Consider the following 24916-nt stretch of genomic DNA (forward strand, 5'->3'; position numbering starts at 1 on the left):
TTTTATCAAAACTATGCATTAAAAAAGCTGAAATATTAAAATTTATAAAAGTATCTAAAAAGTTATAAAAATATGATATTATTTTACAAAATTCAAAGGAATGGATAAAGTTAAGGAGTTAAAATGGATAAAAAAACTAAAATTTTAGCAACCATAGGTCCTGCAAGCGATAGCATTGACATAATTGAAGGTTTAGTAAAAGCAGGAGTTAATGCTTTTAGGATGAATTTTAGTCATGGTGATCATAGCTATCATAAGTCAAATTTGGAAAAAATTAAAGATATTGAAAAAAAACTTAATAAAAGAATTGGAATTTTTCAAGACATAAGTGGTCCAAAAGTTAGGGTTAAGACTCTAAAAGAGATGTTTAAGTTAAATTCAGGAGATAAGCTTATTTTTGTAAAAGATGAGATAGTTGGTGAAAAAATAAGTGAAAAAACATATAGGCTTTGTATAAATCATCCTGAGATTTTAGAACTTATTAAAAATGGTGAATATATTTATCTTTGTGATGGTGCTATAAGAGCAAAAGTTGATTATGTAAGTAAAGATGAAGTTCATGCTGTACTTGAGAATAGTGGAATTTTAACATCAAATAAGGGTGTAAATTTTCCAAATACAAAATTAAATATTGATGTTATTACAAAAAAAGATGAGCTTGATTTGGAATGGGGAGCAAAAAACGGTGTTCATTTTGTAGCTGTTTCGTTTGTGCAAAAAGCAAGTGATGTCTTAAGAGTAAAAAGAATACTTGAAAACTACGGAAGCAAAGCAAGAGTTTTTGCAAAGATTGAGAAATTTGATGCTGTTGAGAATATAGATGAAATCATAAAAGTAAGTGATGGAATAATGGTTGCAAGGGGTGATTTGGGAATCGAAGTACCTTATTACGAAGTGCCGAATATACAAAAAATGATAATTAAAAAAGCAAATTTGTACTCAAAACCAGTTATTACAGCCACTCAGATGATGCTTTCAATGACACAAAATGAAAGAGCTACAAGAGCTGAGATTAGCGATGTTGCCAATGCCGTACTTGATGGAACTGATGCTGTGATGCTAAGCGAAGAAAGTGCAGTTGGAAAACATCCTGTAAAAGTTGTAGAAGCAATGAGTAACACAATAAAAGAAATTGAAAAAATTTATCCTTATTATAAGAGTTTTGATGCAGTTGATGAAACAGATATGGTAGCTTGTAGTTCTGTAAGTTTAGCTAAAAATATAAATGCAAGAGCTATACTTTCTATAACAGGATCTGGAAGATCAGCTATAAAAATGGCTAGAAATCGTCCAGAAACTAAAATTTATGCTATATCGCATGATGAAGAGACAGCTCACTTTTTAACACTTGCTTGGGGAGTAAGTCCTGTAATAGTAAAAGATAAAAGCGATGTTGATTTTTTAATCGCAGATACAATAAAAGAGGCTTTTGAAAAAGGATATATTGATCTTGACCACACATATATAATGACAGCAGGTTTTCCAACAGGAGTTGCTGGAAGTACAAACTATATAAGAATTATCAAGCAAGATCAGATTAAATATTACCAAAATATTGCTAAAAATAGAAAAAATTAAGTTTTCATTCTATTATTTAAAGCCTTGATAAGAGAGAGCATATCAACATTATCAAGGCTTACGCCAGTTGGAATTCCTTGAGCTATCTTGCTGAAATTTATATCAAAATCACTAAATTTATCTTCTACATAGAGCATAATTCCATCGCTATTAATTCCGGGTGTTAAAGCAAAAATAACCTCTTTTATTTGATTTTCCTCTATATATTTTTTTAAACGATCTAAAATGATATTATCTACATCATCTAAAACAAAATATAACCCATCATAAGTGGCACTTTTTTCTATTATCAAAATATCTTTTGGGCTTTCTACAATGCAAAGAATTTCTCTATTTCTTTGATCATCTGCACAAATTTCACAAATTTCATCCTCGCTTAAAGCTCCACATTTTGAGCATCTTTTTAAGAATTTAACTGCATCTTCTATGCAGTGAGCTAAATTTAATCCAGCAAAAGAGTCATTTATACTTACATGATATGCATATCTTAAAGCCGATTTTTTTCCAACTCCAGGAAGTTTCATAAAAGCCTCTACTAGCTCATCAAATTTAGAAATATTCATTTTTTCTTTTTTAAAAATTTTGTTTTTTTAGTGATTTCGCAACTCGCTTTATTTTTGTTAAAAACTATGCAAAAATGGTGTTTTCCATCTGAATAGTAATAATCTAAATAGAATTTATGCATATCGCAAATTCTATCAATTATATAAAGTCCAAGCCCCATTCCAGAAACTTTTTCATTTATATTTCTAACAAAAGCTTGCTTGTAATGAGCTATATCTACTGGAAGCGGGTCTCCGCTATTTGCAATGCAAATTTGCTCATTCGTTGAAGTGATATAAACTTTTTGATCATTTGAATATTTTAAAGCATTGTCAATTAAATTTTTAAGTGCCAATGAAAACATTTGAAAATCGGCTTTTAAAATTGGGTCGCTTATTAAATTTAATTCAACTTTTTTATTCCAATCATCAAGCATTAGCAAATCTTTTGCTTGCTCTAAAATAAGACTAAAATGATAATCTTCATAATTTATAGAGTAAGATTTTGATAAGAGTTGTTCAATTTTAGCAAACTCGTTTATTAAAATTTCAAGTCTTTCAAATATGTTTATAAGGCGTTTTTTTTGAAGCTCATTTGGTATCATTTCAGATACGATTCTACCTTTTCCAATAGGTGTTTTTAATTCGTGCATAATTGTTCTTAAAAAAAGTTGTCGCGATCTAATAAGTTCTTTTATTTTTATAACTGCTTTATCAAATTCCTTTGCAACTTGTGCTATTTCATCATCACCTTCGACATTTACTGTTGCGGTTTCTAAATTTCCTGTCGCAAATTTTTTAATATTGTTATTTAATTTTTTAAGAGGAGCTAAACTTTTTAAAACTGAAAAATAAAGTGATCCTAATAAAATAATAGTTATAAAAAATCCAACCCAAAGTGGATCATTTAAATTTTTGCCACCGCTACTTTCAAAAGTTGCACTAAAATTTGAATTTTTTATATGCATAAACATCGAATTTTGATATTTTAACGAAACAATATCTCCAATTGGAGTTTGGCGAGTGAATACCACATTGCCTCTTGTTAGAACATTGGATATTAAATTTTTATCTTTTGTAGCGATTAGGTTAAAATTACTAAAATACTCATCTAGGTTTTCAGGCGGAGTTTTTCTTTCATATAGTCCTAAAAGATAATTTATAGAATTTATCTGTGCAACTGTCATTCTATCAAATGCTTGGTTTAGCTGAATTCTTCCAAAAGTTATGAAAAGAATGCATACCAAACCAAAGGCAATTGCAAATACAACACTTATTTTTGTGCTTAGTGAGTATCTCATCCTAAAAGTTTATATCCGATTCCGCGAACTGAAAAAATGTGAGTTGGATTTTTAGAGTTATCACCTATTTTTGTTCTTAATCTCCCAATTATAACATCTAGGCTTTTCGAATTTTTATCTTTTAGGCTTTTGCAATGATATACAAGTTGTTCTCTTGAGACTGAAAAGCTGTGTTGCTTGATAAGATATTCCAAAATCTCATATTCAGCTGGAGTTAAAACTAAAGCTTCATCGTGAAAATAAATTTCATGTCTTTTTTCATCAATTCTAAAAGCGCTATCAACATCGTTTTCTTCTACTTGAGCTGTTTTTTTATAGCGTCTTATTAAGCTCATTATTCTAGCATGCATCTCCTTTGGATCATAAGGCTTAGGGAGATAATCATCAGCTCCAATTTGAAGTCCAACAACTCTATCGCTTACATCGCTTCTCGCAGATGATATAATTATAGGAATATCATACTTTTCTCTTATTTCCTTACATACTTCAAGTCCATCAAGTCCTGGTAAGGTGAGATCAAGTATTAATAAATCGTAGTTTTTTATACCGGCACTTAGTCCCAAATATGGATCTTCAAAATTTGTTATTTTTATATTAAATTGACTTAAATACTCAGATAAAATTTGTGCGAATTCTGTATCATCTTCTATCATTAATACATTAACCATGTTAATCCTTTCAATTTTTTTAATGATAATTATAGCTGAAATTTGTAAAGATTTATAAATGCTTAAAATAATTTTGATAGAATTAAAAATTAAAAATTTTTAGGAGTATTTAAAAAGTGGCTACAGAATTGGATTATTATGAAATATTGGAAGTCTCAAGAAATGCAGACTCTGAAACAATTAAAAAATCTTTTAGAAAACTTGCATTGAAGTATCACCCAGATAGAAATCAAGGTGATGAAGAGGCTGAGCAAAAATTTAAAGAAATAAATGAAGCCTATCAATGTTTAAGCGATAAAAACAAAAGAGAAATTTACGATAGATACGGAAAAGATGGCTTAAACAATGCCGGATTCAGCAGTGGATTTGGGGAAGGTTTTAGCGGTTTTGAAGATGTTATGGGAGATATATTTGATTCATTTTTTGGAGGTGGTAGAACAAGCTCAAGAAGAAGAAAAAAACCTATTGACAATTATGATTTAGATATTGAAATTTTAGTTGATTTAGAATTTAAAGAGGCTGTTTTTGGAACCCAAAAAGAATTAAAATATAAAATAAAGAAACCGTGCAAAGAATGTGATGGCACAGGTGGTGAGAAAACAACTTGTGATTATTGTGGTGGAAGAGGGCAAATAAGCCAAAGACAAGGCTTTATGAGTTTTGTTCAAACCTGTCCAAAATGTGGTGGTCATGGCGAAATGCTAAAATCAAAATGTCCAAAATGTGGTGGCAAAGGATATGAGGAGATTGAGCAAAATTTTAAATTTAATATACCAAAAGGCGTAGATACTGGTATAAAAATAAGAATAAGCCAAAAAGGAAATCTTTCAAAAGATGGAAGTTATGGTGATTTATATGCTGTAATTAGAGCAAAAGAAGATGATAGGTTTGTAAGAGATGGAGATGATGTTTATTTAGAAGTACCAGTTTTTATAACTCAAGCAATGTTAGGAGAAACTATTATTATACCAACTTTAGATGGTGAAAAAGAGTTAAAGCTTAGAGTTGGTACACAAGATAAAGAGCAGTTTGTTTTAGAAAATGAAGGAATTGAAAATTTAAGAACTAAAAAAAGAGGAAATTTAATAGCCCAAATTTCAATTAAAATGCCAAAAAAATTAAATGAAAATCAAGAAAAACTTATAAAAGAACTTGGAAAAAGTTTTGGAATAGAACCAAATAAGATGGTTGAAGAGAGTATGTTTGACAAAATAAAAGGTTGGTTCAAATAAAGATAGTATTATTAATATCTACTATTATAAAATATAAAAAGATTTTCCGCCATCAATTGGCGGGAAATCATTATAGTCCAATAAAATTATTTATTTTTTCAAACAAAACTTTTTCTGTTATAGGTTTTGTTAAAAAATCATTAGCACCTTTGCTAAGAGAATCTTTTTTAGTAGTTTCATCTGTTGTTAAAACTATAACAGGTATGTTTTTTATAAGTGTTTTAACTTGAGTATTGTCTAGAAACTCAAGCCCGTTCATAACGGGCATTACAATATCAAGTAAAATTATACCAATATCCTTCCTTTGAGTTAAAATATTAAGAGCTTCAAGCCCATTAGGGGCTTTAATAATCTCACCTATGCCACCATGTTTTTTAAGCATCATTTCTACCAATTTTAAGTTAATAACATCGTCATCAACTGCTAATACATTTACTAAATTTTCCATTCATTCATCCTATATATTTTTTAGTTAATTCTTCAAGTTCAGCTTTGTTTACCTTGCTATCAGTTATTTCAGCAAATCTATTTTTAACGTTTTCGCTGATGTTGTCATTTTGATTGCTAAATAAAATAACTTTTGTGCTAGGACTTACTTGATCTATAATATCTAGTAAAAGCTCAGCATCAAAATTTTCAAGTTTAGAATCAAGCATTACTAATTTGTATGAATTTGCACTAAGTAAATTTACGATTTCATCTACATTATTAGTTTTGTCAATTTCTTTAGCAAATCTTTTTAAAATGGTATCAAAAATTCTATTTTCTAAATGGCTTTTTCTACAAATTAAGATATCTTTTTTTGTTAAATTCAAGTTCTCAGTTTTAACTTCCTCTTTTTTTGGCAATTCACCTTCTATTGGAATTTCTTTTTTAACAATAACAGGTTTTTGTTTTAAAACTTTTTTAATAACAGTTTTAGGTTTTAAAACTTTTTTAATAACAGTTTGAGGAACTTTTTTGATAACTTTTCTTATCTCTTTTTTCTTTATGGTTCCGCCTGCACTAGCCCCTTCTTTTTTCTCAGGAATAAACATATTAAGCATTGCTGATAGAGCCTCTTTTTTAATTGGTTTTGTACAATACTCATCAAGCCCTTGAGACATAAATCTTTCTCTATCGCCTTTTAATGCGTTTGCTGTAACAGCAACAATTGGTATATGTGGAATACTGTTTTCAAGTTCATAGTTTTTAATTTGTTTGGTTGCTTCAACACCGTCCATTACAGGCATTGCGATATCCATAAAAATCATATCGTAATTTTTTTCTTTTCTTTCTTCGAGGGCTAGTTTACCATTTCCTACTATTGTTATATCTAGTCCAAACAATCCAAGAGTATGCCTCATAAGTTTTTGGTTAATTTCGTTATCTTCTGCAACTAAAACTTTTGCATTATACTTATCCATACCACCAGCTGATGGCGCTGTACTTGGTGCTGGTACTTCAACTTCAACCTCTTCTTCTACTTCTTTATCAATATATTCAGTTACTTCTTCTTCAACCTCAACATATTCAGTTACCTCTTGATCAACCCATTCATCAACCATAATTGTTTCTTCAACAATTTTTACTTGAGGTTTTACTTCAGGAGCTTTAACTGCATTTTCTATTGCAGCTGGCGCTTGTTGTTCTGGTTTACTTACAATTTCAAGCTCTTCATTTACATCAGATTTGTCATTAGAAATTTTTATCTCAGGCTCTTTAATTGTGCTTGGTTTAATTGTAGTCTCTTGAATGATTGGCTCATCAATTACTATTTTAGGCTCATCAATATCTATCTTAATATTTTCACTAGTTGATATTTTTGGTTCAACTTCTTCTTTTTTTACTTCCTCTCTTATTATAGGCTCTTCAATAGAAATTTTTATCTCAGGCTCTTTTTGAATTTCAGGTTGAATTGCCACCTTTGCCTCTTGCTCTGGTTTGATTTTAGGTTCTTCTTGAATTTCAGGTTGAACTATTGTTTTTTCTAGTCTTGGCTCTTCTATTTTTATAGTAGTTTTTGATTCGCTAGGAGTAGCTCCCTGATTAATTCTAGCTCTTAGTTTATCTCTCAAGCTAAGCTCTGATTTTTCTTCTTTCGCAGGTTCTTCTATTGTAGCTTCTTCTTTTGCAGGTTCAGATACTGTAGATTGCTGCTTTACAACAGGCTCACTTTCTATAGGTGTTGTAGTCTCGCTATATACCACATCTTGCGGTTTGGTAGTGTTTGCAGCAGAGTTAGCCTCTAAAACTCTTTGAGTCATTCTTAAAAGTTTACTTATATTAATAGGCTCAGATAAAGTATAGATATTTGATTTATCAAATTTTGCATTTTGAATTTCTCTAAGATTTGCACAAACTACAATTGGTATATCCAATTCTCTACTAATCATTGGATAGTCTTCAAGTCTTACTATTAATATGTCAAAATAATTTCTATTTATCTCTCTATCGCTTTCGAGAATTTTTATATTTGCACCCATGTATGTAAGGTAGTCTTTTACAATTACATTGTGTATATCTTTTGGTGCATCAGTTAAAAGTGCAAACCTCTTACCTTTTATGTTATTGTAAAGAGTGTCTGAATCTGATTTTTTAGTTTCCTTAAATGATAGAGTGAAGAAAAATTCACTTCCTTGTCCTACCTCAGAAGCAACTTGAAGCATGCCACCCATCATAGCAACATATTTAGACGAAATTGTAAGTCCTAGTCCAGTTCCACCATATTGTCTTGTTACAGTAGAATCAGCTTGTGAGAATGCACTAAATATTTTTCCAAGTTTGTCTTTTGCTATACCAACACCAGTATCTTTAACGCTGAATTTAATATTTGTTTCATTTTCGCTTACAGAAGGAAGTCTTCTTATATCAATTATAATACTACCATTTACAGGAGTAAATTTAACAGCATTACTCATTAAATTTATTAAAACTTCTTTTATTTTTGTAATATCACCATAAAGTAGATTTACAAGACTAGGGTCAATATATGATAAAAGATTTATATTTTTTTCACTTGCTTTTGCTGCATAAACCTCTATAGCGCCTTCAAAGTCATTAATTGGATCAAATAAAATATCTTCAAGCTCAACCTTATTGCTTTCAATTTTAGAAACATCAAGAATATTATTTATAATCGTAAGTAGATTTTCAGAGCTTTTTTCTATTGTATCAACATAATCTTGTTGTTCATCATCTAAGCCTGTATTTTTCAAAAGCTCAGTAAAACCAATAACTCCATTTAATGGGGTTCTTATTTCGTGTGACATATTAGCTAGGAATATTGATTTTGCTTTATTTGCCTCTTCTGCAATCTCTTTTTGGTCAGCAATAACATCAATCGCATCTTGTATGATTGTATATGCTCTTGACATACCTTCTGATGTTCTTAAATCTATTTTAATATCTTGATCTGAGATATGGCTTATGCTATTTAAAACATCATCAAGTTCAGATATATTTCTTTGGAATCTGCTGATAAATCTAAGAGTTATAAATAAGAATAGTATGGCTATAGCAAATAGTCCAATTGCTATAAACAAGACTTTTTGTAGTTCGTGTTTATATGTGTCTGTTTGAATCATAAGCTCTTTACTTAGCTTTTGAGTTATTTCTTTTGCTAGACTGATTTTGCTACTTGCTGCACTAAACCACTCCATAAGACCAACGCTATATTCACCAGATAGCGCTTCTTGTTGAAGTTGAGCGTTAAGAGTATTGGCTGATGAAATTATAGCTTGTGAATCAGGTGAAGAAAGAAGTTTTAAAATTTCTGTTTTTGCCTGGGACTCAGGAAGTGATGTATAAGATATAAATGCACTTTTATTGCTTATCTCACTCCATTTTGAAAGAGTTGAATAATCAATAGCCTCTCTTGTTCCAAGTAAAGATATAACGTAATCTCTTTGATAGCTTGAAGCACTCATTATCTCATAAGTAGTTACCAAGTTTGAACCTAAAGATGCAATGTCTTGTGAAGTTGCATATCTTTGAACAAATCTTGCATATTCCAAATATTCTTCATCAACAATTGAAAAGAAATTTGTAAAAATAGTATTGAAATCAGCATCTAAATTATCTATTTTAGTTCTTGCTTCGTTAATCTTTTTAAGTAGAGATGACATTTTTAAAAGTTCATTTGGAACACCTGAATTTTTGTTTAAGAAATTACCACCAACAATGCTTTCATAATTTGCTATGAGATTATTAAATTTCTTTATTTCAGCATCTGTTTGCACTCTTTGGTTTTGTAAAAGATCAGAAACATTAAGTCTACCACCACTTGCGGTGTAAATAACACTTAGTCCTCTTTCATTTCCAAGTTGTTCAATTAGCTCGCTAATACTATTAAGATTAGCAACTGATTTGTTAAGAGTATCTGCTTCTTTATAGTTATTATATGAACTGTAAAGATAGAACGATCCAATCAACATAATGATTAGTAACGGTATACCTGTTATAAATCTAAGTATAGAAGTCGTATTTAGCTTCATATCTCATTCCTTTTTGTAATGGTTTTATCAATTTTTTCAATAACATCTTTGTACTGTCTAAAATTTTTTGAAATTTCATCTATTTGCGAATTTTCGAGCCTATAAATAGCCTTTGTAAGAGGTTTAATGTTATAAGAATAAGCTAACTTTTTTATTTCGCTTAAATTTTTTACTGATTCATTTAAATCACCCAAAACAATTGCCTCATATAAAATTTCTTCTTTCTCATATGCTTTACCAATTAAGCTTTTTAAGCTATTTATAAATTTACATAAATTTATAGAAAGGTTATTTGATGTGTTTTTAAGCCACTCATCGTTTATTAGGTTACTTTCTTCTAAATCATTGAGTTTTATCTTTTTGATATTTTGAAGCTCTAAATCATATGTTTTTTTAAAAATATTATCAACTGATAACAAATTTGATCTTTTTATAGTGTTTTTTGGTAAAAAATCATCTTGTGTGTTCTGACTTTTGACACTTGGAGAATTCAAAAAAATCACATAGCCATTATTTTCATCACTGAAAAATAAGTTGTTTAATTCAAATTTAATTTCTATTTCTAAATTTTTAGAGTTTTTTAATAAAACTAAAAAAGGTTTTTTGCTTTTAAGCATATATTCTTGAAAGCTTACTCTCTTTCCGTATATATAAAAATCCTCTTTATCTACAAATAATTCAGAAATATCACTATGGTTTGAATAAAATGCGTTAAAACTAGGGTAGCCTAGTAAATTTAAAGCATGTTCGCTCATTCCAAGTAATTTAAAATTTGCATCATAAATCAGCATTAAATACCTTTCTTAAAATTAATGAGATACATTTTACCATATATTTTCTGTTTTCTTTATAAAAATATTTTTTTTGCAGCAGTTTTTCCTATTAAATTTGAAATTTCGTCAAAATTTGAATCATAAATTTTTTCAAAACTACCAAAATAATCAAGCAATTTTTTTATTTTTCCTTCGCTTAATCCTGATTTTATTAAATTTGATTTTTGCAAGTCAATTTTTCTTTTTGTTTTTTGATGAAAACTTATAGCAAATCTATGAGCTTCATCTCTTAGTTTTTGAAAAAATTGAAGTTTTTTATCACTTGGCGGTAGTAAAAATTCTCTATTTTTTGTATAGAGTTTATCCTTTGCTGAACCTTTTGAGCGGTATGCTTTAGCATCAATTTTTTCTTTCGAAATGGCTATTATATCTACATTTGCTCCAACGCTTTTTAGTATTTCATCAGCTAAATTTAAAAGTGTAGCTCCACCATCAATTACCCATAAATCTGGTGGATTTAACTTATCAAATCTATTTACTCGCATTGTTAAATACTCTCTCATTTGATCATAGTCATTATTTGATTTAAGATGAGCGTGACGATAGTTTTGCTTGTTAAATCCATCTTCATTATAAGCTATCATAGCTCCAACTACAGCACTTCCAAACATGTGTGAGTTATCATAAGCTTCTATATTTATTGGTAAATTTGTAAACCCAAAATACTCTTTCATGGAGTTTAGAAATTCAAAATCATAAGCTTTTAAGTGTTTTTGAATATTAATTTTCGCATTTTGGTGCGCAATATTGCAAATTTTTCTTTTTTCTCCAATTTTCGGAACAATTATCTCAAATTTTTTACTATGTCTAGCTTCTAAAATCTCACTTACTAGGTCAATATCTAAAAAATCATCATTTACATATATTTTAGAAACTGCTACAGGTGATTCGGCAGGAAAAGCATCAAGTAGTGTTTGTTTATAAAGTTCATCAATCTCACTTTTTTCTAAATTTTCAAAGTTTTTTAAATTTATGATTTTTGAGTTTGAGTTTGTTATTTTTCCATCTCTTATGCTAAGTCTTACTGCACAAGCAAAGCTTTGGAAAGAATTTATAGCAAATACTTCAAAATCTTCAAGTTTTGCTAAATCGACTTCTATTTTTTGATCATTTTCTTTAAGTATTTCTATTTTATCTCTTAAATTTGCAGCTTCTTCATAATTTTCATTTAGTGAATATTTTAACATAAGCTCTTTTAAGTATTCAACCATTGAAGTTGGATTTTTAATGGCATACAGCGCATCTTTTATTATTAAATCATACTCTTTTTTTGTTATTTTTTCTTCACAAGGTGCTAAACAACGATTTATTTGATAAAATAGGCAAGCTTTTTTATTTTTTAAACATCCTTTTTTTTGAATTAGTTTAAATTTCATATATAAAGTTTCTAAAATTTCACGCGATCCTTTGAAATATGGTCCAAAATATTTAATATTTGAACCTTTTATTACTTTTCTAGTTATATTAAATCTTGGAAAATTTTCATTTAAATCAATATAAATGTATGGATAAGTTTTATCGTCTCTTAGTAAAATATTGTATTTTGGATTAAGTTGTTTTATGAACGAATTTTCTAAAATTAATGCATCGGCTTCGCTTTTTGTTACAATATATTTTAGATGAATACTTTCATTTATCATCTTTTGTATTCTTAAGCTAACCCTTGGGTTTGGAGCTAATTTTGGCGTAAAAGAAAAATAACTTCTTACTCTTTTTTTTAAATTTTTAGCTTTTCCAACATATAATAGCTTTCCATTTTCATCAAAATATTCATAAACTCCAGGTAAATTTGGGAGTGATTTTATATCATTTATTAGCAAGGATTAATTTCCTTATTTCTTCAAATAAAGCATGGTTTTTTTTATCTTTAATATTGTTTTTAAATTCGCCATTACTTGGATCTATAAATTTAGGTGGTAAATTTATCTTAAAAATTTCTTTAATTTTTTCTTTTTTTTTCATAAATTTACTTGCAACAAAAAATTTTATATCCTTAATTCCATTTAAATTTGAATCTGGGTGAAATTTTATATATGTTTTTAATAACTCTTTTATCAAATTTATATTACTATCTTTTTTAAGTTCTTGAAGACCTACATTATGTTTGCAGGCAAAGTAAAGAATTTGATCTTTTAAGTAGATAAAAGCAATTAATTTTTGATGCGTTTTACTTAATAAGCTCAAAAATTTACGCTTATCATTAACATCATTAAATAGGGGTGAAGTTTGAATTTCTTCAATTATATTCTTAGCACTTTTCATAAGGACATTTTAGCAAAATTATTATTAATTTTTCTTATAATTGGAATTTGTGGATGTGGTTATAAAGGACCGCCAGTTTATACGCCAAGCGATACAAACACAACAAAATCAAGCTAAATTTAGTTAAATTTGGTATAATTTTTGATATTTTTTAAGGATTTTATATGAAGACAGCAGATATTATTATTTTAGATTTTGGATCACAATACACGCAGTTAATCGCACGAAGATTAAGAGAGCAAGGTGTTTATGCCGAGCTTTTGCCGTTTGATGCAAAACTCGATGTTATAAAAGAAAAAAAGCCAAAAGGCATTATTTTAAGTGGTGGGCCAGCAAGCGTTTATGCAAAGGATGCGTATTTTTGTGATGAAGGAATTTTTGAACTTGGATTGCCAATTTTGGGAATTTGTTATGGAATGCAGTTAATTGCTCATAAATTTGGTGGAAGTGTTGTTCCAGCAGCAAGCAAAGAGTATGGAAAAGCTGAAATTTCTCTTGCTTGTGAAAGTGATCTTTTTAAAGATACACCTAAAGATCAAGTTGTTTGGATGAGTCATGCAGATAAAGTTGAAGCGCTTCCTTCAAATTTTAAATTATTAGCCAAGACAAAAAGCAGTGAATTTTGTGCATACGCAGATGAAAAAGCTAAAATTTATGCTTTGCAATTTCACCCAGAAGTTGCTCACAGCGAGTTTGGTGATGCAATACTTAAAAACTTTGCTAAATTTATATGTGGTTGTGAAAGCACTTGGAATATGGGGAGTTTTGCCAAAAATGAGTGTGAGAAAATCAAAAATCTAGTCGGTGAAGATAAAATTTTATGCGCAGTAAGTGGCGGTGTGGATAGCTCAGTCGTTGCAGCACTTTTAGCTCATGCAGTACCTAAAAACCTTATAGTTGTTTTTGTTGATAACGGGCTTTTAAGAGAGGGCGAAGCAAAGCAAGTAAGTGATACATTTAAAACAAAGCTTGGAATCGATCTAATAAGCATAGATGCAAGTAAAATTTTTCTAGAAAGATTAAGTGGTGTTATAGAGCCAGAAGTTAAAAGAAAAATTATAGGAAATACCTTTATAGAGATATTTGAAGAAGAGGCTAAAAAGCATAAAGATGTAAAATATCTAGCTCAGGGGACACTTTATAGCGATGTTATAGAAAGCAGTAGTTTTGGTGGAGCTAGTAAAACTATTAAAAGTCATCACAATGTTGGCGGACTTCCTGAACATATGAAATTTGAATTAATTGAACCTTTAAGGGAAATTTTTAAAGATGAAGTTAGAGCTTTAGGACTTGAGCTTGGGCTTAGTCGTGATTTAGTTTTTAGGCATCCATTCCCTGGACCTGGGCTTGCAATTAGAATAATGGGAGAGGTTACAAACGAAAGACTTGAACTTTTGAGAAAAGCAGATGTTGTATTAAGACAAGAGCTTAAATCAAGTGGTTGGTATGAGAAAACTTGGCAAGCATTTTGTGTACTGCTAAATGTAAATTCTGTAGGAGTTATGGGTGATAATAGGACTTATGAAAATGCAGTTTGTGTCCGTGTGGTTGATGCAAGTGATGGAATGACTGCAAGTTTTTCAAAGCTTCCATATGAATTGCTTGAAAATATAAGCCGCCGCATCATAAACGAAGTAAATGGTATCAATCGTGTAGTTTATGATATTTCAAGCAAGCCACCAGCAACTATTGAGTGGGAATAGTAGTAAAAAAGGTTAAAGTAAAATTTAACCTTTTTACAAAATATGAAAATAAATCTTTATTTTAGTAATAAAAAAAATAAAATTTCTTTTAGAAATTTAGATAGGAAAGATAAACGAAGAGTAAAAAATTCTCCAAATTTATTAAATAACTTAAATTTTATCTCATCAAGGTGGTTAAAATTTGACCATAAAAAAAGAAAATTTTGCATTTCTCATAAAAATGGTTTTAGTGTTTTAGCAACATTTGATAAAAAAATTGCCATAGATATGGAAATTTATAAAAAAAGAGACTTTATAAAAGTGGTTGATTTTTGTTTTGATAAAAATGAAAAAAAATATTTTTATAATTCGTCAAATCAAAAACTTACTTTTTATAAAATTTTTACAACCAAAGAAGCTATTATAAAACTTAAAAATTTAGGCTTTGAAAATTTTAAAGGTGTTAGCTATTTTGATAAAAATATAACTAAATTTCATATTTTATTGAATGGTTTTTTTATAACAATTGTATTTTAAATTTATAATATCTTTTTAAGCTGTTAAAAAGTATAATAATTTTACTGTAATGAATAAGGAATATATTAGTGAGAGAATTTGATATATTAGTAATTGGAGCTGGTCCTAGTGGAGCAATTTCAAGTTCCCTACTAAGCAAGTATGGTTTTAAAGTTTTATGTGTTGATAAAGAGAAATTTCCAAGATTTGTAATAGGTGAGAGTCTGCTTCCTCATTGCATGACCTTTTTAAAAGAGGCAAATTTATTAGAAATAGTTGAAAAAGCAGGGTTTCAGTATAAAAATGGCGCAGCTTTTAGTTGTGGAGATAACTACACTTATGTTGATTTTTGTGATAAATTTACACCTGGTTTTGGAACAACATTTCAAGTTAAAAGAGCCGATTTTGATAAGCTTTTAATAGAAGAAGTTCAAAATCAAGGTGTAAAAGTTGAGTTTGATACAGAGGTTCAAGATATTAAATTTCATCAAAACTTTTCCTTGGTAAAAACTCAAAATGGCGAAATAAAGACTAAATTTATAGTTGATGCAAGTGGATATGGAAGAGTTTTGCCAAGACTTTTAAATTTAGAAGAAAAAAGCACACTAAGTAGCAAAAAAGCATATTTTACACATATTAAAGACAATATCTCTGAACCACTTTATGATAGAAATAAAATTCTAATAACAACTCATCCAAAAAATAAAGAGATTTGGTATTGGCTTATCCCTTTTAGTGATGGAACTTGCAGTATCGGTGTTGTTGCAGAAGATAGATATTTAAATATTGGATTGAATGATAAAGAAACTTTAAAAAAACATGTTTATGACGCGCCTATGTTAAAAAGACTTTTAAAAGATGCTCAGTGGCTTAAGGATGCAAGGACAATTGAAGGTTATTCTAAAAATGTTAGCAAGCTTTATGGTGATAAATTTATTCTTTTAGGAAATGCTGGAGAGTTTTTAGATCCTGTTTTTAGCAGTGGAATTACAATTGCTTTTAAATCAGCTAGTTTAGCCGCAAAGTGTATAAATAAAAAATTAAAAAATAAAAGTGTTGATTTTCAAAAAGAGTATGCTGATGAATTAATGCTTGGGGTAAATTGTTTTAGAACCTATGTTGAGGGTTGGTATAGCGGAATTTTTCAAGATGTGATTTACTCTAAAAATCAAAATTATGATATAAAAAGAAAAATAAGTTCAATTTTGGCTGGCTATGCTTGGGACATGAACAACCCATTTGTTGTAAGATCAAATGAGGCATTAAAAGCTGTTTATGAGTATTGTTAGGATTTTAATTATGACTATTTTTATTAGCGGATGTGCTATAAAATATGATGAAAATTTAAATTTAAATTTTTCTCAAAAATCTTTTAATTTAAATTGCAAAAATCAAAATTACATTATGATAGTTAATCAAAACGGTGAAAATTTTGCAATTTTTGATAGTATGATGACGCCAATATCTCAAAAACTTTTTAAAAATGGTAAATTCAAAAATACCAAATTTCTTCCACCTAGCTCAAAATTTGATGATTTATTTTTTTATACTCTTAAAATGATAAAAAAAAATATTTTAAATTTTGATTTTAAAGATAAAAAATTAAATTGTAAAGTGAATGAGTTTTGAAAATTTATATCTCAAAACCGGCAATTTTAACAGGAATTGGTAATGAAAAAGATATAATTAATGCATCTTTAAATAATAAAAATTCACTGTATAAAGAAAGTTTTTTAAATAAAGAGTTTATGGTTTCTAAAATAAAAGAAAAACTTGAAAAAATTCCAAATTCATTTGATAGCTCAATGCACTCAAGAACTAATGAAATAGCACTTAATACAGTTTTGAAAATAAAAGACGAGATTAATAAAACTATAAAAAAATATGGAAAAGAAAATATTGGAGTTGTTGTAGCTACAACAACAAGCGGTGTTGATGAAAATTTTAAGATTTTCAAAAAAGGGGAGTTTGATAGATCTAAATTTGAAATAGAAAAAAATGCACTTTATAATCCAAGTGAGTTTATAAAAACTCTTTTTGACTTAAATAATGTAAGTTATACTATTTCTACTGCATGTACTTCTGGTCTTAAGGCTATAAATGAAGGTGTAAATTTAATAAAATCTGGTATTTGTAAAGCTGCTATTGTTGGTGGGGTTGATAGTTTAAATGCACTTACTTTGTTTGGTTTTGATAGTTTGTCTATTTTATCAGATGAAAAATGTATGCCTTTTTCAAAATATAGAAAAGGTACAAATTTAGGCGAGGGTGCTTGTTTTATGCTGCTTGATAAAGAACAAGTAAGTCCATTTTTAATAAAAAGTTTTTCCAGCAATTGTGATGCTTTTCATATAACAACTCCAAGAAATGATGGCTTTTTTCAAGCAAAACTTATAAAAGATGCTCTAAAAACAGCAAATTTGAATGAAGTTGATTATATAAATCTACATGCAACTGGAACATTAGCAAACGATGAAATGGAGAGTAATGCGATAAATTTAACACTGCCAAATACACCAGCAAGTGGAATAAAACAAATAATTGGACATACTTTAGGTGCAGCTGGTGCGATAGAAATAGGAATTTGTCTAGAGCTTTTATCTGAGGAAAATATTTTACCTTTTCACAATATAGAAAAAATTGATGAAAATTTGCCTAAATTTAATCTTTTAAAAACTCCAATTAAAAATAAAATAAAAAATGCTATGAGTTTATCTTTTGCTTTTGGTGGAGACAATGCTGCAATGATAGTAGGGCTAGAAAAATGAGTTTTGATATTAAAATAAATCAAAATTTAGAAAATTTATTACCTCATAGTGGGGTTATGATTTTAGTTGATGAGATAATTTTTGTAAGTGAAAGTGAAATTAAAACAAAAAGCGTTATTAAAGATTCTCCATTTTTAAGAAATGGTAAGTTTTATACTTATGGGTTAATTGAGATAATGGCACAAAGTCTTGGGTTATACAAAAGCTATCACGATAAAACAAATTCAAAAGATTTAGCATTTTTAATAGGATGTAGAAAATTTCAAATTTTTAAACCATTTTTAAAAATAGCAGATGAGGTATTAGCATATGCAAAACTTTCAATGCAAGATGAGAGTGGATTTGGAGTTTATGATTGTGAGTGTAGTGTAGGGGATTTATTAATTGCAAAAGCAACTATTAGTGTGTTTAACCCAGATAAAGAAAAATTAGTGGAGATAAAAAATGCATAAAGTTTTAATAACTGGATCAAGCAGGGGTATAGGTGAAGAAATTGCTAGAAAGCTAAAAAATAGTGGCTATGAAGTTGTTTTGCATGGAAGAAGCAAGAGTAAAAAGCTATTAGGTTTGGCAGATGAATTAAAAGCTAGTTATATAACTTTTGATGTTTCTAACTACGAAGAGGCAAAAGAAGCTTTGAGTAAATTTCAAGAGCCATTTTATGGTATCGTCTTAAATGCAGGAATTACGAAAGATGGCACCTTTGCAGGGCTTAGTTACGATGAGTGGAAAAGTGTTATTGATACAAATTTAGGCAGTTTTTACAATGTTTTAAATCCACTTATCATGCCAATGGCAAGGGCTAAAAAAGGAAGAATTGTTGTTATTAGCTCAGTTAGTGGAGTTTTGGGCAATCGTGGTCAGAGTAACTATGCTGCAAGCAAAGCAGGCTTAATAGGTGCTGCAAAGTCTTTGGCGATTGAACTTGCAAGTAGAAATATAACTGTCAATGTTATCGCTCCTGGACTTATAGAAACTGATATGATAGATGAAAATTTGCCACTTGATGAGATAAAAAAGGCTATCCCTATGAGAAGATTTGGAAAAACAAAAGATATTAGTGGTTTGGTAAATTTTTTGTTAAGCGATGAGGCAAGCTATATAACAAGGCAAGTCGTTGGTGTAAATGGTGGAATGATATAAAAGGATAAAAATGAGAAGAGTTTTTGTAACAGGATATGGACTAATTACGGCTTTTGGAAAATCATGGCAAGATAATAAAATAGCTTTAGAAAAAAAAGAAAATGCCGTTAAAATTATGAATGAGTGGGATAAATATTCTGATTTAAATACTCGTCTTGCAGCTCCTATTTTAAATTATACTCATCCTAAGAATTGGACTAGAAAACAAACTAGAAGTATGGGAAGAGTTAGTGAATTTAGTGTTGAGGCAAGCTCTATGGCTTTTGATATGGCAAAACTAGGAGATGAAATCAAAGATGGAAGAATGGGTGTTGCTAGTGGCTCAAGTACAGGAAGTACTGATGCAGTTGCATCTATGGCAAGGCTTTTGTTAGAGGGTGAAAGTGATTGCAATGCAAATACATATATAAAAATGATGCCTCACACCACCGCTGCAAATATTGCTCTATTTTTTGGATTAAAAGGTAGGATTATTCCAACAAGTTCAGCTTGCACCTCAGCAAGTCATGCTATTGGATATTCGTTTGAAGCCATTAAATATGGACTTATTGATATGATGATAGCAGGTGGTGCTGAGGAGCTTTGCCCAAGTGAAGCTTATGTTTTTGATACTCTTTATGCAACAAGCACAAAAAACAGCACGCCAAATTTAACTCCTTGTCCTTTTGACAAAGATAGAGATGGTTTGGTGCTTGGAGAAGGTGCTGGTTTTTTGGTGCTTGAAAGTGAAGAGAGTGTTAAAAAAAGAGGGATTGTGCCAATAGCTGAAGTAGTTGGATTTGGTAGTACAAGTGATGGTACTCATATAACTCAGCCAAATCCAAATACAATGAAAGAAGCTATGGCTTTGGCTTTAAAATCAGCAAATTTAAACCCCAAAGATATAAAATACATCAACGCCCATGCGACAGCTACAACTCTAGGTGATATTGCTGAAAGCAAAGCAACAAATGAAATTTTTGGTGAAAATATCGCAATTTCTAGCACAAAAAGTTATTTAGGCCATACTCTTGGAGCGTGTGGTGGAATAGAAGCAATTTTTAGCATTGAGATGATGAGACAAAATTTATTTTATCCAACGATAAATTTAAAGAATATTGATGAGAAGTGTGCAAAATTAAACTATTTAAGATATATAACAAATATCAAAACTGATTATGTTATGAGTAATAATTTTGCATTTGGTGGTGTAAATACAAGTCTGATATTTAAAAAATATTTTAAAGGATAAAAATGAATAAGATTTTTTTAATAATATTTATTATATTTAATTTTGCAAATGCTAAGGACTTAGTTTTTTATCACGATATAAAAGAGGCATTAAATTCAAAATTCGCAAAACAATATTTAAAAAATGATGTAGATTTTGAATTTTATAATAATAAAACATTGGATGATGAGCAACTAAAAATATCAAAAGCAACCAGTAGATATAGAAAAATTTATGATACTTTAAAAAAAGAACATGTTTTACTAGATAAAGACTATAAAACTTCATGCCAATACGCTTTTATAGCAGTCTTGAAGGCTTTTGAAGAAAAAGCAAAAATAGAAAATAAAGCAAAGGTTATAAATTTACAAGGAAATTTTAAAAATCAATTATATAATTCAAAAGATAAATTTCAATGTGCAGTTGGTAAATTTGTAACAACAGTTTCACTGCAAGGAAATTTAAAATAAAGGAGAAAAAATGAAAAAGTTAGTCTTAGCTATTTTTATAGCTTTTGGTTTTACAAATTTGAGTGCAAAAGATAAGATTTTATATCTTCCAATTAGCGATGTTTTAAACTCAAAAGAGGCAAAAGAAGCACTTGATCCAAACATAAAACTAAGTTTTGGAAGCGGAACAAAAGCAAATATTATTGCCAAAAATTTGCAAGCAAATAAAAAAACAAACTCTGTAAATAAAAGTGATGAAGAAGCTTGTAAATGGGTACTTTTATCTGCTTTAAAAACTTTTCAAGATAGAGCCGTAAAAGAGGGTGGAGCAAAAGTTGTAAATTTAACAGGATATTTTAAAAAACAACCTTATGACTCAAAAGATAAATTTCAATGTGCAGTTGGTTCTATAATGGCAGGAGTGACATTAAGAGGAGATATTGCTAAGTGATAAAATTTGATATTTGTGATATTAAATTTTGCGATGATAAAAGCGGTTTTAATTTAGAAGGATTAAAACCGCTTGAAAAAAGACGCCTTGGAAATGCAGCAAAGTCTATCTTTACAGTTTTAAATGGTCTTGAAATTGATGATGATTTAGCATTTATTTTTTCATCAAGCCAGGGTGAGTTTTCAAGATGCATATCTCTTTTAAAAGAGCTTAGTATAGATAATTTTGTATCTCCAACATCGTTTTCTTTATCTGTTTTAAACTCTGGTCTTGCAACTTTTGGTATTATGAAAAAAGCAAATTCTCCTATTTTTGCTATAAGTTCAAAATTTGTCGTGCGTGATGCTTTTGCTTGTGCATATTCAAAGCTTAATGAGTTTGAAAAAATTTGTGTTGTTTGTTATGAGGAAGTGCCATTTAAAGATAGTTTTATTTGTGCTGGTTTTATGGTTAAAAAAGGAGATGGTTTTCTTATAGATTTGGATAAATTAAAAAACTATGAAATAGAGGATTTGAAAAAAATTTTAAGGACTCAACTGTGAAAGTTGTTAACGTTGGATTTTTATTCTTGCTGTTTGGCATTATTTGTTTATTTGGAAATTTGATTTTTATTCCAATAATTTTACTAAATTTACAAAGATTTATAGTTGTTAAAAATTTTAGTAGATTTTTAGTGAGAATTTCATGGAATTTTTTCTTAAAATGTACTGAGATTTTTGGCTATCAAAGTTCTAATTATCATATTTTGCAAAATCTTAATGGATTAAATTCTATGATAATTTGCAACCATCCATCTTTGCTTGATGTTGTATTTTTTTTAGCAAAAGTAAAAAATGCAAATTGCGTGGTTAAAAAAGAGCTTAAAAAAAATATATTTTTATATCCAGCGATTAAGGCAAGTGGATATATCTTAAATGATGATTTATTTTTAGAAAATAGCATCAAATCTTTAAAAAGTGGAGAGAGTTTGATTGTTTTTCCAGAAGGAAGTAGAACAAAAGATGAAATTTTGATGCATAAAGCCGCTTTTTTTATCGCTATAAAAGGTGCTAAGAACTTAATAATCACAACTTTAACTATGAATCCAAGGTCTTTAAAAAAAGGCCAAAAATGGTATGAGACCCCAAAAATAAAGGTAAAATACGACTTTAAAATAGACAGTGAGATTGATTTGGAAAAATTTTATGCTAACAAACCAGATACTTTAAGAGTTAGAATTCTTACACAAGAAATTAATAAATTTTATAAAAAGGAGTTTAAATGATAGAAGAAACCAAAAATTTTATAATCAATTGCCTAAATTTAGAAGATATGAAGGCTGATGATATAGGAGATGAAGAGCCTTTGTTTAATGATGGTTTAGGACTTGATAGCGTTGATGCTTTAGAACTTGGCTTAGGAATTTCAAAAACTTATGGAATTACCTTAGATCCAAAGAGTTCTGATTTGAAAGAAATTTTTAAAAATCCTAAAAATTTAAATGAATTTATAGAAAAAAATAGGAAAGACAGATGAATAAAGATGAAATATTTGAAATTCTAAAGAAAAACTTAATAGAGCTTTTTGAAATTGATGAAAAGCTTATTACACTTGATGCAAAAATTTATGAAGATTTAGATATTGATAGTATTGATGCGATTGATTTGATAGACAGTATAAAGAAAAAAACAGGCTATAGGCTTGAACCAAATGATTTTAAAAATGTTCGCACACTTGGAGATATTGTTGAAGCAGTCGCAAACAAGGCTCTTTAATCAAATAATATTGACTTTTTTTAGTGTAATTTATCCATTTGGTGTAGTTTTTAAAAGTGAGTTTTTGCCTATAATAGCACTTTTTTTAGCTGTGCTTTGGAGTTTAAAAGCGTATCTTGATAAAAATAATAGCTATTTTTTAATAGCTATGTGTTTTATTTTGGTCTCATTTTTTAGAAATTTTGCTTTTTTTTATCCAGTTTTGGTAAATTTATTTATGTTTATTTTGTTTTTTAATAGCTTAAAAAGTGAAAGTATAATAACTAAATTTGCTAAAACAAAAAACCCAAATCTTACAAAGGAAGCTTTAATTTACACAAAAAATTTGACTAAAATTTGGTGTATATTTTTTACTATAAATGGCTTTTTAAGTTTGATATTATTTTTTATAGATAAAAATATTTGGGCTATTTATTGTGGTTTTATAAGTTATGTTTTAGTCGGTGTATTGTTTTTTGGAGAAATTTTATTTAGAAAGGTTTTTATAAAAGGTGTTTAGTAAAGAACTTTATTTTATTTTAGAAAAAAAAAGTTTAAAAGAAGTATTTGCTTTATCGGTTTCTTTTTCAAAATGGTTAAATGACAATAAAATAAAAGAAATTTCAATAAATTTAAATAATATTTATGAATTTTTTATAGCCTTTTTTGGTACCTGCAATGCTAAGGCAAAATGTTTTATAAATGCAAACGAAGGATATGTTTTAAATGACGCTGATTTTGCAAAGATAGATTTAGTTCACACGCAAGATGAGCTTTTATTAGATGAAAATTTTGAATTTTTTGTTAAAACATCAGGAAGTAGTTCAAAAAGTAAAAATATAAAAAAAACTTTTTATCAAATGATTAATGAAGCTAAAGCTTTAGACAGATTTTTAAATTTAAAAGAAAAAACTTTTTTTTCAAGTGTGCCACATTTACATCTTTTTGGGCTTACTTTTAGAGTTTTTTTACCTCTCATAAGTGGTGGAAAAATTTATTCAACAACCTTAAATTATCCAGAAATTATGCAAAAAATAAATTTTAAAAATGGTATTTTTATAACATCACCAACTATTTTAAAAGCTATTCATAGACACAATAATTTACCAAATTTAGCCCAAATTTCATTTATGATAAGTGCTGGATCAAAATTAAATGACGATCTTAGAAAAAACCTTATTTCAAAATACAATATAAAAATTATGGAAATTTACGGAAGTAGTGAAACTGGTGTAATTGCTAGGAAATTTGAAGACGAATTCGAAATTTTTGACGAAGTTGAAATTTGCACCAAAGAAGATGATAGGTTTTTTATTAATTCTATGTGGTGCAAAGATTTTTTAAGTAACGATGTTGGTAAAGTTGATGGGAACAAACTCATTTTGAGTGGTAGATTAGATAGAATAGTTAAACTAAATGATGTACGTTTTAATCTTGATGATGCTGAAAATTTGTTAAAAACTCATGAGTTTATAAGCGATGCAAAATGTGGAATTTTAAATAATGATAATAGAGTTTCTACCATTATAACTTTGAGTAATATTGGAAAAAAAGCATTTTTAAAAGGTGGAAAAAAGTTTATTGTGGATGAACTAAAAGCTCTTAGCAAAAACGATTTTAAAACAAATTTAAGACATTTTAAAATAATAGAAGAAATTCCTTATAATGAAAATGGAAAATTTAAAAAAGACGATTTTTTAAATATTTTCAAAACTTTTAAAACGCCTTTTATTAAAAAAATAACTGATAAAAAAATAGATGAAAACTCATCTTTATTTGAGTTTGAAATTTACACAAGTGAAGAGTCTTTTTTTTATGAAGGACATTTTAATACATTTCCAATAACTCCTGGATTTATTGAAATAGGCTTTATATATGATGCTTTAGAAAGTTTAGAGTTTAATATAAATATGATAAAAGCAATTGAAAATATTAAATTTACAGCACTTCTTAGACCTTTTGAAAAAGTTATCTTAACAATTAAAAAAGATAAAAATATTTTTAATTGTCAGATAAAAGGAGATAAAATTTATGCTAGTGCAAGAGTTAAATTTGAAGATAAGAAAGAGTAAA

26 protein-coding genes are annotated in these 24916 nt (G+C 28.5%); 18 read left to right on the plus strand and 8 right to left on the minus strand.

Annotation, left to right across the window (positions count from 1 at the left end; translation table 11 throughout):
* The first annotated feature begins 123 nt into the window (after positions 1 to 123).
* On the plus strand, positions 124 to 1578 hold the full coding sequence (gene pyk / locus O6B72_RS06660; protein ID WP_050333737.1) for a pyruvate kinase: 1455 nt from the start codon (positions 124 to 126) through the stop codon (positions 1576 to 1578).
* On the opposite strand, the gene recR is transcribed toward pyk, so the two are convergent.
* Genes recR through O6B72_RS06675 form a run of 3 tightly spaced genes read right to left on the minus strand, consistent with a single transcriptional unit; the run spans position 1575 to position 4089 of the window.
* Positions 1575 to 2141: a recombination mediator RecR gene (gene recR / locus O6B72_RS06665; protein ID WP_269492637.1), complete on the minus strand. Its 567-nt coding sequence runs from the start codon at positions 2139 to 2141 to the stop codon at positions 1575 to 1577. The genes pyk and recR overlap by 4 nt on opposite strands.
* Positions 2138 to 3421 (minus strand): ArsS family sensor histidine kinase, encoded by a 1284-nt coding sequence (locus O6B72_RS06670; RefSeq protein ID WP_258299173.1) that lies wholly within the window; start codon positions 3419 to 3421, stop codon positions 2138 to 2140. The genes recR and O6B72_RS06670 overlap by 4 nt, the downstream gene beginning before the upstream one ends.
* Positions 3418 to 4089 carry a response regulator transcription factor gene (locus O6B72_RS06675; protein WP_018712446.1) on the minus strand — a complete coding sequence of 224 codons (672 nt, stop codon included), beginning with the start codon at positions 4087 to 4089 and terminating at the stop codon, positions 3418 to 3420. Before O6B72_RS06675 ends, O6B72_RS06670 begins: the two co-directional genes overlap by 4 nt.
* 116 nt (positions 4090 to 4205) lie before the next feature.
* Between O6B72_RS06675 and dnaJ the strand changes: the two genes are divergently transcribed.
* Positions 4206 to 5321, plus strand: a complete 1116-nt coding sequence (gene dnaJ, locus O6B72_RS06680) for a molecular chaperone DnaJ (protein ID WP_269492638.1) — start codon at positions 4206 to 4208, stop codon at positions 5319 to 5321.
* A 70-nt stretch (positions 5322 to 5391) separates the two neighbouring features.
* Here the strand turns inward: dnaJ and O6B72_RS06685 are convergent, their stop codons facing one another.
* From O6B72_RS06685 to O6B72_RS06705, 5 genes are read right to left on the minus strand one after another with little or no spacing between them, the layout of a single operon-like run.
* Positions 5392 to 5769, minus strand: coding sequence for a response regulator (locus tag O6B72_RS06685; protein ID WP_101636431.1), 378 nt, complete (start codon positions 5767 to 5769; stop codon positions 5392 to 5394).
* 4 nt (positions 5770 to 5773) lie between these two features.
* Complete coding sequence (locus tag O6B72_RS06690) at positions 5774 to 9796, minus strand: response regulator (protein ID WP_269492639.1); 4023 nt, start codon at positions 9794 to 9796, stop codon at positions 5774 to 5776.
* Positions 9793 to 10587: a hypothetical protein gene (locus O6B72_RS06695; RefSeq protein WP_269492640.1), complete on the minus strand. Its 795-nt coding sequence runs from the start codon at positions 10585 to 10587 to the stop codon at positions 9793 to 9795. The genes O6B72_RS06690 and O6B72_RS06695 overlap by 4 nt, the downstream gene beginning before the upstream one ends.
* Before the next feature lie 56 nt (positions 10588 to 10643).
* Positions 10644 to 12449 carry an excinuclease ABC subunit UvrC gene (gene uvrC, locus O6B72_RS06700; protein WP_269492641.1) on the minus strand — a complete coding sequence of 602 codons (1806 nt, stop codon included), beginning with the start codon at positions 12447 to 12449 and terminating at the stop codon, positions 10644 to 10646.
* Positions 12436 to 12891 (minus strand): hypothetical protein, encoded by a 456-nt coding sequence (locus O6B72_RS06705; protein WP_258299170.1) that lies wholly within the window; start codon positions 12889 to 12891, stop codon positions 12436 to 12438. Before O6B72_RS06705 ends, uvrC begins: the two co-directional genes overlap by 14 nt.
* Positions 12892 to 13055: 164 nt before the next feature.
* On the opposite strand from O6B72_RS06705, the gene guaA reads away from it, so the two are divergent.
* The 16 genes from guaA (at position 13056) to O6B72_RS06785 (ending at position 24915) form a co-directional block, all read left to right on the plus strand.
* Complete coding sequence (guaA, locus tag O6B72_RS06710) at positions 13056 to 14594, plus strand: glutamine-hydrolyzing GMP synthase (protein WP_258299169.1); 1539 nt, start codon at positions 13056 to 13058, stop codon at positions 14592 to 14594.
* Between the two features lie 42 nt (positions 14595 to 14636).
* A complete protein-coding gene (locus tag O6B72_RS06715) occupies positions 14637 to 15110 on the plus strand; it encodes a 4'-phosphopantetheinyl transferase family protein (RefSeq protein ID WP_258299168.1) in 474 nt (157 codons plus the stop codon).
* Between the two features lie 68 nt (positions 15111 to 15178).
* A complete protein-coding gene (locus tag O6B72_RS06720; RefSeq protein WP_269492642.1) occupies positions 15179 to 16378 on the plus strand; it encodes an NAD(P)/FAD-dependent oxidoreductase in 1200 nt (399 codons plus the stop codon).
* Between the two features lie 10 nt (positions 16379 to 16388).
* Complete coding sequence (locus O6B72_RS06725) at positions 16389 to 16718, plus strand: hypothetical protein (protein ID WP_156847628.1); 330 nt, start codon at positions 16389 to 16391, stop codon at positions 16716 to 16718.
* Positions 16715 to 17857, plus strand: coding sequence for a beta-ketoacyl synthase N-terminal-like domain-containing protein (locus O6B72_RS06730; protein WP_269492643.1), 1143 nt, complete (start codon positions 16715 to 16717; stop codon positions 17855 to 17857). Before O6B72_RS06725 ends, O6B72_RS06730 begins: the two co-directional genes overlap by 4 nt.
* Positions 17854 to 18309, plus strand: coding sequence for an ApeP family dehydratase (locus O6B72_RS06735; protein WP_101636439.1), 456 nt, complete (start codon positions 17854 to 17856; stop codon positions 18307 to 18309). Before O6B72_RS06730 ends, O6B72_RS06735 begins: the two co-directional genes overlap by 4 nt.
* Positions 18302 to 19000, plus strand: coding sequence for a 3-oxoacyl-ACP reductase FabG (gene fabG / locus O6B72_RS06740; RefSeq protein WP_156847629.1), 699 nt, complete (start codon positions 18302 to 18304; stop codon positions 18998 to 19000). The genes O6B72_RS06735 and fabG overlap by 8 nt, the downstream gene beginning before the upstream one ends.
* A gap of 10 nt (positions 19001 to 19010) precedes the next feature.
* On the plus strand, positions 19011 to 20231 hold the full coding sequence (locus O6B72_RS06745; RefSeq protein WP_269492644.1) for a beta-ketoacyl-ACP synthase: 1221 nt from the start codon (positions 19011 to 19013) through the stop codon (positions 20229 to 20231).
* Between the two features lie 2 nt (positions 20232 to 20233).
* The gene (locus O6B72_RS06750; RefSeq protein WP_258299162.1) at positions 20234 to 20680 is read left to right on the plus strand and encodes a hypothetical protein; all 447 of its coding nucleotides are present in this window, start codon (positions 20234 to 20236) and stop codon (positions 20678 to 20680) included.
* 10 nt (positions 20681 to 20690) lie between these two features.
* A complete protein-coding gene (locus O6B72_RS06755) occupies positions 20691 to 21110 on the plus strand; it encodes an excinuclease ABC subunit A (RefSeq protein ID WP_258299161.1) in 420 nt (139 codons plus the stop codon).
* A complete protein-coding gene (locus O6B72_RS06760; RefSeq protein WP_258299160.1) occupies positions 21107 to 21652 on the plus strand; it encodes a beta-ketoacyl synthase chain length factor in 546 nt (181 codons plus the stop codon). The genes O6B72_RS06755 and O6B72_RS06760 overlap by 4 nt, the downstream gene beginning before the upstream one ends.
* Positions 21649 to 22374 (plus strand): lysophospholipid acyltransferase family protein, encoded by a 726-nt coding sequence (locus O6B72_RS06765; RefSeq protein ID WP_258299159.1) that lies wholly within the window; start codon positions 21649 to 21651, stop codon positions 22372 to 22374. Before O6B72_RS06760 ends, O6B72_RS06765 begins: the two co-directional genes overlap by 4 nt.
* The gene (locus O6B72_RS06770) at positions 22371 to 22625 is read left to right on the plus strand and encodes a phosphopantetheine-binding protein (protein ID WP_258299158.1); all 255 of its coding nucleotides are present in this window, start codon (positions 22371 to 22373) and stop codon (positions 22623 to 22625) included. Before O6B72_RS06765 ends, O6B72_RS06770 begins: the two co-directional genes overlap by 4 nt.
* Complete coding sequence (locus O6B72_RS06775) at positions 22622 to 22864, plus strand: acyl carrier protein (RefSeq protein ID WP_258299157.1); 243 nt, start codon at positions 22622 to 22624, stop codon at positions 22862 to 22864. The genes O6B72_RS06770 and O6B72_RS06775 overlap by 4 nt, the downstream gene beginning before the upstream one ends.
* Before the next feature lie 10 nt (positions 22865 to 22874).
* Positions 22875 to 23363, plus strand: a complete 489-nt coding sequence (locus tag O6B72_RS06780) for a COG4648 family protein (RefSeq protein WP_258299156.1) — start codon at positions 22875 to 22877, stop codon at positions 23361 to 23363.
* A complete protein-coding gene (locus O6B72_RS06785) occupies positions 23356 to 24915 on the plus strand; it encodes an AMP-binding protein (protein WP_269492645.1) in 1560 nt (519 codons plus the stop codon). Before O6B72_RS06780 ends, O6B72_RS06785 begins: the two co-directional genes overlap by 8 nt.
* Position 24916: the final 1 nt, after the last annotated feature.

The sequence above is a fragment of the Campylobacter ureolyticus genome (genome assembly GCF_027277485.1).
GTDB classification, from domain to species: Bacteria; Campylobacterota; Campylobacteria; order Campylobacterales; family Campylobacteraceae; genus Campylobacter_B; species Campylobacter_B ureolyticus_B.

Excerpts from the sequence above, each read along its gene's own strand:
- O6B72_RS06705 (WP_258299170.1), bottom strand. The coding sequence starts at position 12,891 with ATGAAAAGTGCTAAGAATATAATTGAAGAAATTCAAACTTCACCCCTA.
- O6B72_RS06690 (WP_269492639.1), bottom strand. The coding sequence starts at position 9,796 with ATGAAGCTAAATACGACTTCTATACTTAGATTTATAACAGGTATACCG.
- O6B72_RS06670 (WP_258299173.1), bottom strand. The coding sequence starts at position 3,421 with ATGAGATACTCACTAAGCACAAAAATAAGTGTTGTATTTGCAATTGCC.
- O6B72_RS06675 (WP_018712446.1), bottom strand. The coding sequence starts at position 4,089 with ATGGTTAATGTATTAATGATAGAAGATGATACAGAATTCGCACAAATT.
- O6B72_RS06755 (WP_258299161.1), top strand. The coding sequence starts at position 20,691 with ATGAAAAAGTTAGTCTTAGCTATTTTTATAGCTTTTGGTTTTACAAAT.
- O6B72_RS06735 (WP_101636439.1), top strand. The coding sequence starts at position 17,854 with ATGAGTTTTGATATTAAAATAAATCAAAATTTAGAAAATTTATTACCT.
- O6B72_RS06775 (WP_258299157.1), top strand. The coding sequence starts at position 22,622 with ATGAATAAAGATGAAATATTTGAAATTCTAAAGAAAAACTTAATAGAG.
- O6B72_RS06715 (WP_258299168.1), top strand. The coding sequence starts at position 14,637 with ATGAAAATAAATCTTTATTTTAGTAATAAAAAAAATAAAATTTCTTTT.
- O6B72_RS06745 (WP_269492644.1), top strand. The coding sequence starts at position 19,011 with ATGAGAAGAGTTTTTGTAACAGGATATGGACTAATTACGGCTTTTGGA.
- pyk (WP_050333737.1), top strand. The coding sequence starts at position 124 with ATGGATAAAAAAACTAAAATTTTAGCAACCATAGGTCCTGCAAGCGAT.
- fabG (WP_156847629.1), top strand. The coding sequence starts at position 18,302 with ATGCATAAAGTTTTAATAACTGGATCAAGCAGGGGTATAGGTGAAGAA.
- recR (WP_269492637.1), bottom strand. The coding sequence starts at position 2,141 with ATGAATATTTCTAAATTTGATGAGCTAGTAGAGGCTTTTATGAAACTT.
- O6B72_RS06725 (WP_156847628.1), top strand. The coding sequence starts at position 16,389 with ATGACTATTTTTATTAGCGGATGTGCTATAAAATATGATGAAAATTTA.
- O6B72_RS06685 (WP_101636431.1), bottom strand. The coding sequence starts at position 5,769 with ATGGAAAATTTAGTAAATGTATTAGCAGTTGATGACGATGTTATTAAC.
- guaA (WP_258299169.1), top strand. The coding sequence starts at position 13,056 with ATGAAGACAGCAGATATTATTATTTTAGATTTTGGATCACAATACACG.
- O6B72_RS06750 (WP_258299162.1), top strand. The coding sequence starts at position 20,234 with ATGAATAAGATTTTTTTAATAATATTTATTATATTTAATTTTGCAAAT.
- O6B72_RS06695 (WP_269492640.1), bottom strand. The coding sequence starts at position 10,587 with ATGCTGATTTATGATGCAAATTTTAAATTACTTGGAATGAGCGAACAT.
- O6B72_RS06770 (WP_258299158.1), top strand. The coding sequence starts at position 22,371 with ATGATAGAAGAAACCAAAAATTTTATAATCAATTGCCTAAATTTAGAA.